Source organism: Delftia sp. WY8 (assembly GCF_018437695.1).
In the GTDB taxonomy this organism is placed as follows: domain Bacteria; phylum Pseudomonadota; class Gammaproteobacteria; order Burkholderiales; family Burkholderiaceae_C; genus Comamonas; species Comamonas tsuruhatensis.
In genome coordinates this window covers 729337-742786 of sequence record NZ_CP049795.1, presented here as the reverse complement: position 1 = coordinate 742786, position 13450 = coordinate 729337, and the positions used below count along the sequence as shown (strand labels likewise).

12 protein-coding genes are annotated in these 13450 nt (G+C 69.6%); 4 read left to right on the top strand and 8 right to left on the bottom strand.

Annotation, left to right across the window (positions count from 1 at the left end):
- Positions 1–37: 37 nt before the first annotated feature.
- Positions 38–457: a heme-binding protein gene (locus G4D77_RS03225; protein WP_154834621.1), complete on the top strand. Its 420-nt coding sequence runs from the start codon at positions 38–40 to the stop codon at positions 455–457.
- A gap of 12 nt (positions 458–469) precedes the next feature.
- On the opposite strand, the gene G4D77_RS03220 is transcribed toward G4D77_RS03225, so the two are convergent.
- The gene (locus tag G4D77_RS03220; RefSeq protein ID WP_012204906.1) at positions 470–1156 is read right to left on the bottom strand and encodes a GntR family transcriptional regulator; all 687 of its coding nucleotides are present in this window, start codon (positions 1154–1156) and stop codon (positions 470–472) included.
- Positions 1157–1383: 227 nt separating this feature from the next.
- On the opposite strand from G4D77_RS03220, the gene G4D77_RS03215 reads away from it, so the two are divergent.
- Positions 1384–2334 (top strand): transglutaminase-like domain-containing protein, encoded by a 951-nt coding sequence (locus tag G4D77_RS03215; protein WP_013802957.1) that lies wholly within the window; start codon positions 1384–1386, stop codon positions 2332–2334.
- A gap of 36 nt (positions 2335–2370) precedes the next feature.
- On the opposite strand, the gene G4D77_RS03210 is transcribed toward G4D77_RS03215, so the two are convergent.
- The 7 genes from G4D77_RS03210 to msrB form a co-directional block, all read right to left on the bottom strand.
- Entirely contained in the window at positions 2371–4530 is a 2160-nt protein-coding gene (locus G4D77_RS03210; protein ID WP_154834620.1) for a TonB-dependent siderophore receptor, read from the bottom strand.
- A gap of 320 nt (positions 4531–4850) precedes the next feature.
- Positions 4851–5537, bottom strand: coding sequence for a B3/B4 domain-containing protein (locus G4D77_RS03205; protein ID WP_034364393.1), 687 nt, complete (start codon positions 5535–5537; stop codon positions 4851–4853).
- Positions 5538–5621: 84 nt separating this feature from the next.
- Positions 5622–6449 (bottom strand): AraC family transcriptional regulator, encoded by an 828-nt coding sequence (locus tag G4D77_RS03200; RefSeq protein ID WP_154834619.1) that lies wholly within the window; start codon positions 6447–6449, stop codon positions 5622–5624.
- A 13-nt stretch (positions 6450–6462) separates the two neighbouring features.
- A complete protein-coding gene (chrA, locus tag G4D77_RS03195) occupies positions 6463–7836 on the bottom strand; it encodes a chromate efflux transporter (RefSeq protein WP_213757898.1) in 1374 nt (457 codons plus the stop codon).
- Between the two features lie 62 nt (positions 7837–7898).
- Complete coding sequence (msrA, locus tag G4D77_RS03190) at positions 7899–8648, bottom strand: peptide-methionine (S)-S-oxide reductase MsrA (RefSeq protein WP_154834617.1); 750 nt, start codon at positions 8646–8648, stop codon at positions 7899–7901.
- Between the two features lie 34 nt (positions 8649–8682).
- Positions 8683–10512 (bottom strand): cytochrome c biogenesis protein DipZ, encoded by a 1830-nt coding sequence (locus tag G4D77_RS03185; protein ID WP_154834616.1) that lies wholly within the window; start codon positions 10510–10512, stop codon positions 8683–8685.
- Between the two features lie 16 nt (positions 10513–10528).
- Positions 10529–11029: a peptide-methionine (R)-S-oxide reductase MsrB gene (gene msrB, locus G4D77_RS03180; protein WP_154834615.1), complete on the bottom strand. Its 501-nt coding sequence runs from the start codon at positions 11027–11029 to the stop codon at positions 10529–10531.
- Positions 11030–11197: 168 nt separating this feature from the next.
- Between msrB and G4D77_RS03175 the strand changes: the two genes are divergently transcribed.
- Together G4D77_RS03175 and G4D77_RS03170 are read left to right on the top strand one after the other, a co-directional pair.
- Positions 11198–11914, top strand: a complete 717-nt coding sequence (locus G4D77_RS03175; RefSeq protein ID WP_016448168.1) for a response regulator transcription factor — start codon at positions 11198–11200, stop codon at positions 11912–11914.
- Positions 11915–11916: 2 nt separating this feature from the next.
- Positions 11917–13422, top strand: a complete 1506-nt coding sequence (locus G4D77_RS03170) for a sensor histidine kinase (RefSeq protein WP_034364401.1) — start codon at positions 11917–11919, stop codon at positions 13420–13422.
- Positions 13423–13450 lie beyond the last annotated feature (28 nt).

Below are 13450 nucleotides of genomic sequence, written 5' to 3'. Positions count from 1 at the left end.
CGCCATCCTCCATCCCGCACAAGACCAAGGCACTCCCATGAAGCACAAGCCCTGCCTGGACCTCCAGGACATCAAGACCATCGCCCAGGCCGCCGAGGCGCATGCCATGGCACGCGGCTGGGCCGTCAGCATCGCCATCGCCGATGACGGCGGCCACCTGCTGTGGCTGCAGCGCCTGGACGGCGCGGCACCGGCCTCGGCCCACATCGCGCCGGCCAAGGCCCACGCCGCAGCACTGGGCCGCAAGGAAAGCCGGCTCTATGAGGAAATGATCAATGGCGGCCGCACCGCCTACCTGAGCGTGCCCGCGCTGCAGGGCCTGCTGGAAGGCGGCGTGCCCATCACCAGGGAGGGCCACTGCCTGGGCGCCGTGGGCGTCAGCGGGGTGAAGCCTGCAGAGGATGCGCAGGTGGCGCGGGCCGGCGTTGCGGCGCTGGGGGCCGCGCCGCAGCGGTAGGGGCCCTGGGCTTCAGCGCGCCTTGCGCGGCTGCAGGGCCTCGGCGCGCAGCATGGCCAGCACGGCATCGCGCTTGTGGTGCAGGTGGGTGACCAGCAGCTCGCGCAGGGCCGTGGCGTCGCGTGCGCCCAGGGCCTCGATCATGGCTTCGTGCTCCTTGACGGCCTGCTTCCACTTGGCCGTGTCCAGGTTGGTGCGAAAGCGCAGCGACTGCACGCGGTTGTTGATGCGCTGGAAGGTTTCCGTCAGCACGGGGTTCTTGGCGGCGCTGTTCAGCGCCGCGTGGATGGCGGCGTTGAGCCGGTAGTAGGCAGACACGTCGGCGCGCGCCACGCTGGCCATCATCTCGTAGTGCAGGGCGCGGATTTCGGCGAATTCCTGGTCGGTGATGCGCTGGGCGGCCAGTTCGCCCGACAGGCCCTCGATGCCGGCCAGCACCTCGAAGGCGTGCATGACGTCGGCCTCGCTCAGCTTGACGGCGATGGCGCCGCGATTGGGCAGCAGGTCGGCCAGGCCTTCGGCGGCCAGCAGCTTGATGGCCTCGCGCAGCGGCGTGCGCGAGACGCCCAGCTGCTCGCACAGCTCGCGCTCGTTGAGCTTGGCTCCCGGGGCGATGCGCCCCTCGATGAGCATGGACCGCAAACGGTCCGCCACCTGCTCGTGCAGCGCCGCCCGCGATATCTCGATGATCTCCGCCATCTAGCGGTCTCCTTGGCTGTTCCTGGCTGGTGGATGCCCCCGCCACAGGCATTGCGCCATGCGGGGCGGCGCCGATGTTAGCCGAGTTTGCACCCCAGGCGGGTCTCCTGCCCGGCGCACGCGCTGTCCCTGCCAAGCACTACAGGCTTTTCAGCAGGGGCCTACGGCCTGCGGGCGTGGCTGCCCGCACCATGGTGGCGATCAGACACACCAACCAGGGACAAACAATGGCCAACGCAGCGATCCGGCTGCAGATCCAGGTGGATCTTGCTTATGACATCCGCGATCCGGCCGGGGCCGATTTCGTGTTCAACATCCATGCGGCCCACACCTCGCACCAGACGGTGGAGAACGAGCGTCTGGTACTCAGCCAGCCCGTGGAGCCCGACATTGCCACCGAGCCCGCCACCTCCACCCGCTTCATGCGCCTGCATGCCAACCCAGGCCCCCTGCACCTGACTTACACGGCCACCGTCTGCATCGCGCACCACCGCGAGGATCCGGCGGCGCTGGGCGAGGTTCCGGTGCGCTGCATCCCGCTGGAGGTCCTGCCGTACATCTACCCCAGCCGCTACTGCCAGTCCGACCGGCTGATGCAGCTGGCCTTCCGCAATTTCGGCCAACTGGCGCCGGGCTATTCGCGCGTGCTGGCCATACAGCAGTGGGTGCAGGAGCTGGTGACCTTCGCTTCGGCCACCAGCAACTCGTCCACCTCGGCCGTCGATACCCTGGTGGAGCAGGTGGGCGTGTGCCGCGATTTCACGCACCTGATGATCGCGCTGTGCCGTGCGCTGAACATTCCTGCCCGCATCGCCACCGGCACGGACTACGGCGCTGATCCTGCACTGGGCCCGCCCGATTTCCATGCCTACGTGGAAGCCTACCTGGGCGACAGGTGGTATCTGTTCGATGCATCTGGCACAGCCATCCCCATGGGCTTCATGCGCTTTGGCACGGGCCGTGACGCGGCCGACGTGGCCTTTGCCACCATCTTCGGCAACGTGGTGGCCATGGCCCCCATGATCCAGACACAGGCTCTGGAAGACGAGCACAGCCAGCTGCCCCGGCTGTGCAGCGAGGCGCTGTCGACCACCGCGCCTTCGCCCGCCGTGCTGTCGGGCTGCGCATCGTTTGGCAGCACGGCGGACCGAAGGAGCTTCAGGCAGCTGCCTGCCTGAGCTGCCTGCGCTGTGAAAGGCGCGCGGCGGCGGTCCTCAGAAGCGGTGCGTTCCCGTCACCGCAAAGGTGCGCCGCTGGCCGTAGAAACAGTCGCCGCGTGCCAGGCACTGCGTGATCTGCACCTTGTCGGTCAGGTTGACCACGTTGAAGGCCAGGCGCCATGGGCCGGCGTCATAGGACACCATGGCGTCCAGCAGGGTGGCCGAAGGCGTGTCCACCAGGCTGGTGCCCGTCCACTGTGAACCCGTGTAGCGCACGCCCGCACCCAGGCTCCAGCCGCCGCGCCCTTCGCTGGCAAAGCGGTGTGTCAGCCAGGCCGATGCCGTGTGGCGCGGCACGCTGGTCACGCGCTGACCCTGGTCGCCGCCATTGCTGCGCGAGATGACGGCGTCGGTGTACGCATAGGCCAGGGTGGCGTCCCAGTGGCGGGCCAGGCTGGCGGTGAGCTCGGCCTCGAAGCCGTTGACCTTGACCTCGCCGATCTGCAGGCTGTTGAGCGGGTTGGCCGGGTCGGTGGTCTTGCGGTTCTTCTCGCGCAGCGTGTAGACCGCGGCAAAGGCCGACAGGCCCTGGCCCGGCGGCTGCCATTTCACGCCAGCTTCCCATTGCTCGCCGCGCTGGGCCTTGTAGGGCGTGCCGTAGACATCCACGCCGCCCAGCGGCTGGAAGGATTCGGAGTAGCCCAGGTAGGGCGCCCAGCCACCATCCATCTGGTAGGTGGCGCCTGCGCGCTTGGTCCAGGCCTTCTCGTCCACGGCGGAGGCGGGCCGGCCTTCGGTATCGGTCTGGGCGCTGTCGTGGCGCAGGCCCAGGGTGGCGGTCCAGCGGCCCCACTTGATCTGGTCCTGGGCGTAGAAGCCCAATTGCTTTTGCGACACGCCCGGCTGGCGCACCAGCTGCGAGGCCGTGGGCGGCGTGAAATTGCCGTAGACGGGGTTGTATACGTCGAACGGCGCGGTCAGGCCGCGCCAGGTGGACTGGCTGGTGCTGTTGCGCTGCGCATCCATGCCGGCCAGCACGGTGTGCTCGGCCGTGCCCCAGCGCAGCCGGCCTTCGAGCTGCGTGTCGATCACCAGCATGCGCCCGCCGTTGACCTGCCAGGAGGCATCGCGGTAGACGCTGCGGTTGTCGGGGTTGAAGACCGGGCGCGCAGGGCGGCCCTGGCCGGGGATGGCGGTGAAGCTGGTGTAGATGGAGCGGTAGTCCACGTCGCTGATGGTGCGCCGCAGGTTCTGGCGCACGGTCCAGTCCGCGTTCAGGCGGTGGCTGAACAGGTAGCCCCAGGATTTGTTCTCTGTGTCGAACGAGTCCCAGCCGGGCTCGCCGATGAAGGTGCTGGTGGGAATCTGGCCGTAGGGGCTGGGCAGGCGCGTGCCCTGCCAGGGGAAGAAGCCGATCAGCGAGCCGCTCTTGTCCTTCTGGTAGAGCGCCTGCAGCGTGAGCGAGGTATCGGCGCTGGGCCGCCAGGTCAGGCTGGGCGCGATCACCAGGCGGTCGTCGTTCACATGGTCCACCTGGGTGCCGCTTTCCCGGCCCACGGCCACCAGGCGGTACAGCCACTGGCCGTCTTCGGTGACGGCGCCGGTCAGGTCGGTGGCGATCTGCTTGCGCCCGTAGCTGCCCATCTGCACCTGCACCTCGCGCAGCGCCTCGGCCTGCGGGCGCTTGCTGGTGAGGTTGAGCACCCCGCCCACGCTGCCCTGGCCGTAGAGCACGGAAGAGGGTCCGCGCAGGAATTCCACGCGTTCCAGCGTGTAGGGGTCGGGGCGGCTGGTGTTGTAGGTGCCGTAGGTGCGCAGCAGCCCGTCCTGGTACTGGCTCACGCTGCCGCCGCGTGCCGAGAAGCTGTCCACCCGGCTGTCGAAATAGTTGGACACCACGCCGGCGCTGTAGGCGGTGGTCTGGCGCAGCGTCTGCACGCCCTGGGCCTCGAACTGGTCGCGCGTGACCACGCTGATGGCCTGGGGCGTCTCTATCAGCGGCGTGTCGGTCTTGGTGGCCGAGATGGCGCGCTTGACGGTGAAGCCCACCACGGGGCCGGTGGGATTTTCCTTCTCGGTGCCTGCGTTCACGGTGACCGGGGCGAGCGTGGCCTCGGGGACCTTGTCAGGCTGGGCCTGTGCGTGGGCTGCGCCGCACAGGGCAAGCAGGGCGGCATGCGCAACTGCCGTGCGCGAGAGTCTTTGGGTAAGCATGGTCAATGGTCGAGAGCTGGGAAACCTGTGCCGTGGGGCGTGCTCTGGGTGCGTCGGCGCTGCTGCCGGCCTGGGGCCAGCAGCGCAGCCTGTCATGGCGGGTGCGGATTCTAGAATGACAATGGGAATGATTTCTTTTTCTTTTCATTTGTATGTAGCATGCAACGCATTGTTATCAATTTGATAGCGTAGAAGCTTGTTTTGAAGGGACCTGCGGGTCGATGTGCAGGGCGGTGCGATACGCGTACGGTCTTGCTTGCGGGAAGTCCGCGCAGCGTGATAGCCCTCTTCGTGCCGGGGCGCCAACGGCCCCGGTCGCCTCAGGCCTGGGCGGCCTGCAACGGGTTGCCTGGGTGTGAAACGGCCTCGGGCCACAGCCGACCGGCCGCCGCCTGCAACGCTTGCACCAACTGCTGCGTATCCGTCTTGCCGGTGGCGTGCAGCGCTTCGGTCACGATCAGCGCGTTGACGGTGGATTCGCGCACTGCCGAGTGGCCGCTTTGGCGGTTGCACCAGCGCCGGGCGTGGGCGCGGCCAGCCGTGTCGGCAAAGATGATTTCGCCGGGCTCGGGATATTCGATCTCGCCCGAGAAGGTCTCGTAGACCTCGCTGCCGGTTGCGGGGCGCACCTGCAGGCAGCCGCTGATGCGGTCCAGGTCGAAGACGGCCACGGGAATGGCAAAGGCCACCGAGGCCGCATTGCACAGGTCCACCAGCGGATGCAGGCCGGGAAGATCACCCTCCTTGCGCAGGCGGCGCAGCAGGGCCTCGGCGGCGCAGCGGTATTGCGTGGGCTTGAGGCCCATCCTGGCAAAGCCGCGCCGCCAGGCCTGAATGGATGGCATCTCGCTTTCCGGGGTGCAGGCCAGGTTCTGCCTGGCCTGTGCCATGAAGGGGGCGATCACGGCGTGTGCGGGCACGTCGGGCGACAGGCCGCGCAGCAGCAAGGTCTGCGTGGCCAGTTCAGGAAAGTCGCGGGGGATGGAGGGTGCGTAGGAGAACGGCAAGATCTGGCCTTGTGAGTGGAGAGGGGATGTGATCCCCATCCTCGCCAGGCCGGTTTGCGTGGTCTTGAAGGAAATTGCAGCGCGTCACGCAGCGCAGGCCTTGGCTGCCCTGGCATAGAAGCCGGGCGCCATGCCGAAGCTGCGCACGAACAGGCGCGTCATATGGCTCTGGTCGGCAAAGCCGCTGTGCGCTGCGGCCTCGGCCAGCGGCACGCCGCTGGCGATGAGCCCGCGCGCCTGGTGCAGGCGCCGCTGCAGCAGATAGGCATGGGGCGTCATGCCCGTGGCGCGCGCAAAGGCACGCAGGAACTGGTAGCGGCTCAGGCCCGCCTCTTGGGCCAGGGCGCCCAGGGTCAGGGGCGCGCCGGGATCGTCGTCCATCCGGGCGCGGGCCAGTGTGATGGGGGCCGGTGCGCGGGGCGCCGGGGCAGGGCGCTGCAGCATGCCGCCCAGCAGCTGCAGCAGGGCTTCGTCCAGGTCCAGGGCGTCCGCTGGCTCGCCGCTGCCGGTCATCCTGCGGTACAGGGCCTGAAAACACGCGGCCAGGCGCGGGTCGCGCACGGCGGGCTGGCGGAACTCGAAGCCGGCCGCCGGCCCCGCGCCATCCATGTCCGCCATGAGCCCGGCCATGACCGAGGGCTCCAGGTAGAGCATGCGCCAGGCCCGACCGCCGTCGCCCAGGGGCATGCCGTCATGCAGCTCGCCGGGGTTGACCATGATGAGGTCGCCGGCCCCGGCCTCGTACAGACCTCGCCCGCTGGCGGACTTCTGCGCGCCACGCTCGATCAGGCCGATGCCGTACTGCTCGTGGGTATGCCGCCCAAAGTGCCTCGCCGTGTCGGCGGCCACGGCCTCCACGCCTGCGGTGCGGCAGCGCAGCCAGCTGAAATGCCCATCCGTGGTCGATACCATGCCGCAGCCTTTCCTACCCACCCTGGCGTGCCAGCGTGATCGCCAGGCCGGCCAGCCCCGCGCCCACCACCACGGGGATCACGCCCACCTTCCAGCGCAGCAGCGCGGCTGCGGCAGCCAGGCCCAGCAGTGCGGACGGCCAGTCGAAGGGACCCGCCCAGCCCTGTGGCCACAGCACGTGCCAGGCAAAGAACACGGCCAGGTTGGCGATGACGCCCACCACGGCGGCCGTGATGCCCGTCAGCGGCGCGGTGAAGCCCAGCCTGCCATGGGTGGACTCGATGAAGGGGCCGCCCAGCAGGATGAAGGCAAAGGACGGCAAAAAGGTGAAGAAGGTCACGACCAGGGCGGCGGCGGCGCCGGCAGGCAGCAGCGCATCGGGGCCGAACACCTGCGTGCTCCAGCCGCCCAGGAAGCCCACGAAGGACACCACCATGATCAGCGGCCCCGGCGTGGTCTCGCCCAGGGCCAGCCCGTCCATCATCTGCGTGGCCGTGAGCCAGTGGTAGTGGTCCACCGCGCCCTGGTAGAGGTAGGGCAGCACGGCATAGGCGCCGCCAAAGGTCAGCAGTGCCGCCTTGGTGAAGAACCAGCCCATCTGGGTGAGCGCGCCCTGCCAGCCGAAGGCGGCGGTCAGCAGGCCCAGCGCCAGCGCCCACAGCCCCAGGCTGGCCGCCAGCACCTGGCTGAAAAAACGCCAGCTGAACCGTGCATGGGCCGGTACGGGCGTGTCATCGTCGATGACGGCCGGGCCGTGGCTGCCGCCGCCGTGGCCGTGCCCGCCTGCAGGGGCGAAGTGGCGCGGCGCCAGCCTGCCCCCCAGGTAGCCCAGTGCGCCGGCCGCCAGCACGATCAGCGGAAACGGCAGCTTCAGCGCGAAGATGGCCACGAAGGCCGCCGCGGCAATGCCCCACAGCCAGCCGTTGCGCAAGGTGCTCGAGCCCACGCGCCAGGCCGCCTGCACCACCAGCGCCGTCACGGCCGGCTTGATGCCGTAGAAGATGCCGGCAATGGCCGGCACATGGCCGAAGGCCACATAGATCCAGGACAGGCCGATCAGCAGCACCAGCGAGGGCAGCACGAACAGCCCGCCGGCCACGATGCCGCCCCAGGTGCGGTGCAGCAGCCAGCCGATATAGGTGGCCAGCTGCTGCGCCTCGGGGCCGGGCAGCAGCATGCAGTAGTTGAGCGCATGCAGGAATCGGCCCTCGGATATCCAGCGCCGCCGCTCCACCAGGTCCTCATGCATGATGGCGATCTGCCCGGCCGGCCCGCCAAAGCTGATGCAGCCCAGCTTCAGCCAGTAGCGCAGGGCTTCGGCGCGGGTGGGGGCCACAGGGGGCGGGGGCGCGGGCGGGTTGGGTGTGGTCTGCAGGCTGGAGGGCATGCCGCAAATGTCTCATACGGCAGCCGCCCCCGATGCCTGAAGGCACCCGCGCTGCGCAGGCGCTACATCTGCCGCGCGGCCTGCTTGACCAGCACCGGCTCGGCCCGGTAGCTGTCCGGGAACAGGCGCTTGAGCTGTTGCACCTTGGGCAGGTCGTTGATGACGATGTAGGGATGGCGCGGGTTCTCGGTCATGAAGTCCTGGTGGTAGTTCTCGGCAGGGAAGAAGCTGGGCTTGTCCTCCAGCCGGGTCACGATGGGCTTGCCGAAGACCTTGGCGGCATCGAGCTGGGCCACATAGGCCTGGGCGGTCTTGAGCTGCGCGGCGTCGGTGGCGAAGATGGCCGAGCGGTACTGCGTGCCCGTGTCCGGCCCCTGGCGGTTGAGCTGGGTCGGGTCATGGGCCACGGAAAAGTAGATCTGCAGCAGCTGCCCGTAGCTGACCTGGGCCGGGTCATAGGTGATCTCGACCGACTCCGCATGCCCGGTGCGGCCGCTGCTCACCGCCGAATACGAGGCCTGGGCCGCCGTGCCGCCGCTGTAGCCCGAGACGGCGCGCTGCACGCCCTTGACATGCTGGAACACGCCCTGCACGCCCCAGAAGCAGCCGCCCGCAAAGATGGCTTTCTGCGGCCCCTGGCCCGTGGCCGGCATGTCCTGCGCGGGTGGCGGAATGCGCACGGCCTGCTCGGCCGCCTGCAGGTCGCTGCCCTGCCACAGCAGGGCGCCGCCCAGCAGCACGGCGCTGCCGGTCAGCAGTTGGAGAAGGCCGCGGCGGCGGGGTGCGGCGGCGAGGGGGGAATCGTTGGTCATGGTGTCTCTCCGGTGAAAGTGAAGCGGCCAGGGATCAGCCAAAGGTGAAGGCATAGGCGGAGATGCCGGGGTCCAGGAATTCGATGCTGAAGGTGCGTTCGGCTGCGCCGCCGTCCTGGCGCACCAGCTGGTACAGGCGCTGCGCGGTCACGCTGCCGCTGCCGTCGGCGGCCACGTCCATGCCGCGCGAGGCGCCGGGCGCCTTGCCGTCTATCAGCACCTTGAAGCGCACGGGCTTGCCATCGCTGCCGGGGCCCAGCACCAGGTGCAGGTCGCGTGCCTGGAAGCGGTAGGTGATGCGGCCGGTGGCGCCGTCCAGCGTGGCGCTTTCCGGGCCCACCGTCCATTGGCCGCTCAGGCCCCAGGCGTTGAGCGGCAGGCGCTCGGGCGTGGCATAGGCGGTGGCCTGGTTGTGCACGGCGGCAGGCGTGGCGGCAAATTGCTCGGCGCGCTCATAGCCCAGGTAGGTCTCGTGCGAGCGCACGGCTGCCATGTCGGCTGCCTGCTGCACGCCCTGGGCCTGCACGTCGATCAGGCCCTGGTCCACCTGCTTCGATCCGGCTTCCTGCAGCAGTTGCTGGATCACGCGCTCGGACTCGGCATAGCCGCCTTCGCCAAAGTGGTGGTGCCGGATGCGGCCCTGGGCATCGATGAAGTAGTGCGCCGGCCAGTACTGGTTGTTGAAGGCGCGCCAGATCTTGTAGCCGTTGTCCACGGCCACGGGGTAGCCGATGCCCAGGTCCTTGATGGCCTTTTCCACGTTGGACAGCTTGCGCTCGAAGGCGAACTCCGGCGCATGCACGCCCACTACCACCAGGCCCTGGTCGCGGTACTTCTCGGCCCAGGCCTTCACATAGGGCAGGGTGCGCAGGCAGTTGATGCAGGAATAGGTCCAGAAATCCACCAGCACCACCTTGCCGCGCAGTTGTTCGGCCGTCAGCGGGGTGGAGTTGAGCCAGTCGGTGGCGCCGTCCAGCGCAGGGGCCAGCCCTTCGTCCGGCAGGGCGGCGCGGGACGGGCCGCCGGCCATGCGCATGGCGCCGCCTGCGGCCATCATGGCCGGGCCAGCACCGGAGTCCGTATCCACGGCGGCCATCATTGCGGGACCGGCCTGCATGGCCATGGCACCACCCTCGGGCCTGCCGCTCAGGCGGTCCACCAGCCTTTGCTCCAGGCCGCCGGTGGAGGCCGTGGACACTTGCGCCAGCATGCCCGTGTCCAGCCCCAGCGCAATCGCGCCCACGCCGGCCAGCATGGCCGCGCCCAGCCCGCGCCGCACCCATTCGCCCGCGCCCAGCATGCGCTTGAGCGCCGCAAACACCTTGCCGCCCAGCAGCAGGGCCGCCGCCATGGAGGTGGCCGCACCGGCCGCATAGGCCAGCAGTAGCAGGCTGGAGGTGGTGTTGGCGCCCTGCAGTGCGGCGCCCGTGAGGATCAGGCCCAGGATGGGGCCCGCGCAGGGCGCCCACAGCAGGCCCGTGGCCACGCCCAGCAGCAGCGAGGCGCTGGGGCGGGCACCGCCGTCCGTGCCCTGGGCACGCTCGGAAAGGCGCGAGCCCGCCGCCACCAGCGGCCGCGTCAGCCGCTCGGACAGGCCGGGCCACAGCAGGGTCAGCGCAAACACGGCCACCAGGCCCAGGGCCAGCCAGCGGCCGTATTCATTGGCGGCCACCACCCAGCCGCCGCCCACGGCCGCCAGCGAGGCCACCAGGGCGAAGGTCAGCGCCATGCCCGCCAGCAGCGGCAGGCCGCTTTTGGCGAAGGGCTGGTCGGCGCGTGCAAAGACGAAGGGCAGCACCGGCAGGATGCAGGGGCTGACGATGGTCAGCACCCCGCCCAGATAGGCCAGGATGATCAGCAGCATGGCGTGGCTCCCGGGTTCAGGCTGGCTGGGGCGTGAACGTCAGCGACAGGCCGTTCATGCAGTAGCGCAGGCCCGTGGGCTTGGGGCCGTCGTTGAAGACATGGCCCAGGTGGCCGCCGCAGCGGCGGCAATGCACCTCGGTGCGCAGCATGCCGTAGGTGCGGTCCTGGCGCGTGGCCACGGCCTTGTCCAGCGGCTGCCAGAAGCTGGGCCAGCCGGTGCCGCTGTCGAACTTGGTCTTGGACGAGAACAGCGGCAGCGCGCAGCCCGCGCAGGCAAAGGTGCCGGCGCGGTGCTCCTTGTTCAGCGGGCTGGTGCCGGCGCGCTCAGTGCCTTCCTTGCGCAGGATCTGGTACTGCTCGGGCGTGAGCCGGGCACGCCACTCGGCGTCGCTGTAGCTGACCTCGAAGACCTCGCTGGAGGCGGCCGCTGGCGCGCGGCGCGGGAACAGGCTGGCCGCCAGCACGGCGGTGGTGCCGGCGCCTGCAGTCCACAGAAGATGGCGTCTGGTGGTCATGGTGTGCTCCTGAAGGTTGCGTGCGTCTGAAAACGATGCGATGCCAGTCAGGTTAGGGCGCCGGCCTCCCGAAGTCCTCACGCAGAGTTCAAAGATTCGTGATAACTCCCGGCCCCGGTATTGCGCACAATGGCAGCCACTCCCGCCACTTCCAGGAAACCGCATCCGATGACCGCCACGCGCCGCGTACTTCTCGTCGAGGACGACGCCCATATCGCCGACCTGCTCACGCTGCACCTGCGCGACGAAGGCCTGGAAGTCATGCACTGCGCGCGCGGCGACGACGGCCTGCGCCAACTGGAGCGCGGCGGCTGGGACGCGCTGGTGCTGGACATCATGCTGCCCGGCGTGGACGGCCTGGAGATCTGCCGCCGCGCCCGCGCCATGGCGCGCTACACGCCCATCATCATCATCAGCGCGCGCTCCAGCGAGGTGCAGCGCATCCTGGGCCTGGAGATCGGCGCCGACGACTACCTGGCCAAGCCGTTTTCCGTGCTGGAGCTGGTGGCGCGCGTCAAGGCGCTGCTGCGCCGCGTGGAGGCGCTGGCCCAGAACGCGCGGCTGGAGTCCGGCAGCCTGTCCATTGACGGCCTGGCCATGGACCCCGTGGCGCGCGATGCCCGGCTTCATGGTGCCCGGCTGGACCTGACCCCGCGCGAGTTCGACCTGCTGTACTTCTTTGCGCGCCAGCCCGGCAAGGTGTTCTCGCGCATGGACCTGCTCAATGCCGTCTGGGGCTACCAGCACGAGGGCTACGAGCACACCGTCAACACCCACATCAACCGCCTGCGCGCCAAGATCGAAGCCGACCCGGCCCAGCCCGCGCGCATCCTTACCGTGTGGGGGCGCGGCTACAAGTTCGCCGAAGCGGGCGAGGGCGCATGACCATGAAACTGCGCCTGACACTGACCCAGCGCCTGTCCCTGGTCTTTGCCGTGCTGCTGCTGGTGTGCAGCGGCACCTCGGCCTGGATGCAGCTGCGCGCCAGCCGCATGCACGAGCTGGAAGTGGTGCAGGGCCTGTCGCGCGACGTGGCCGAAAGCATTGCGCGCGACGCCCAGCTGACCGACGCCAACGGCCTCATGCCCGGCGCCGTGCGCAGCTTCTTCAACCAGCTCATGCTGGTCAACCCCAGCGTGGAGGTCTACCTGCTGGACGCCGACGGCCGCATTGCCGGCCATGCCGCCCCCGACGGCCGCGTGCGCCGCGAGCGCGTGGACCTGGCGCCCGTGCACCGGCTGCTGGAAGGCGGCACGCTGCCCATCCTGGGTGACGACCCGCGCAGCACCGAAGGGCGCAAGGTCTTCAGTGCGGCGCCGCTGCGCGTCAACGGCAAGGAAGTGGGCTTCATCTACGTGGTGCTGCAGGGCGAGGCGCATGACCAGCTGGTGGCGCAGGGCTCGGCCAACTCGGTGCTCAGCACGGCGCTGTGGTCCATCGGCCTGGTGGCGCTGCTGTGCCTGGTGGCCGGCCTGGTGGCCTTTGCGCTGATCACGCGGCCGCTGCGCCGGCTCACCGAAGAGGTGGCCGGCTTCGACATCCATGGCACCCCCCCGGACCTGCCGGCCCCCCAGCCCGGTGCCGCGCAGGACAGCCGCGACGAGATCGCCGTGCTGGACGCGGCCTACCGCCGCATGGTGGCGCGCATCGGCGAGCAGTGGCGCGCCCTCACGCGCCAGGACCAGGAGCGGCGCGAACTCATCGCCAACGTCTCGCACGACCTGCGCACGCCGCTGTCGTCCCTGCACGGCTACCTGGAAACGCTGCTGCTCAAGGACGCCGTGCTCGACACCACCGAACGCCGCCGCTACCTGGGCATTGCCCTGGCACAGAGCCAGAAGGTGGGCGAGCTGGCGCAAAGCCTGTTCGAGCTGGCGCGCCTGGAATACGGCTTTGTCCAGCCCGAGCCGGAGCCGTTTTCCATGCCCGACCTGGTGCAGGACGTGTTCCAGAAATTCGAGCTGCGTGCCGAGGCGCGACAGGTGGCGCTGCGGGCCGACTTCCCAGCCCGCCTGCCCGTCGTCCAGGCCGACCTGGGGATGATCGAGCGCGTGCTGGGCAACCTGCTGGACAACGCGCTGCGCCACACCCCCGAAGGCGGCAGCATCCAGGTGGCGCTGGCGGCGGCGGGCAACGCCGTCGAAGTCACCGTGGCCGACACCGGCCCCGGCATCCCGGCCGATCTGCGCGAAGGCCTGTTCGAGCGGCCCTTCACCGTGGGCGGCGCCCGCCGCGGCGGCGGCCTGGGCCTGCGCATCGTCCACCGCATGCTGGAGCTGCACGGCTGCCGCATCGAGCTGGTGGACCCGCCGGGGCAGGGGGCGAGCTTCCGGTTCGTGCTGCCTGCGGCCGCGCAGGCAACGGGCGCCGGCGCCCGGCCGCGCCAGGGCTGACGCGGATCGTGGGTTAACCTTGTGCACA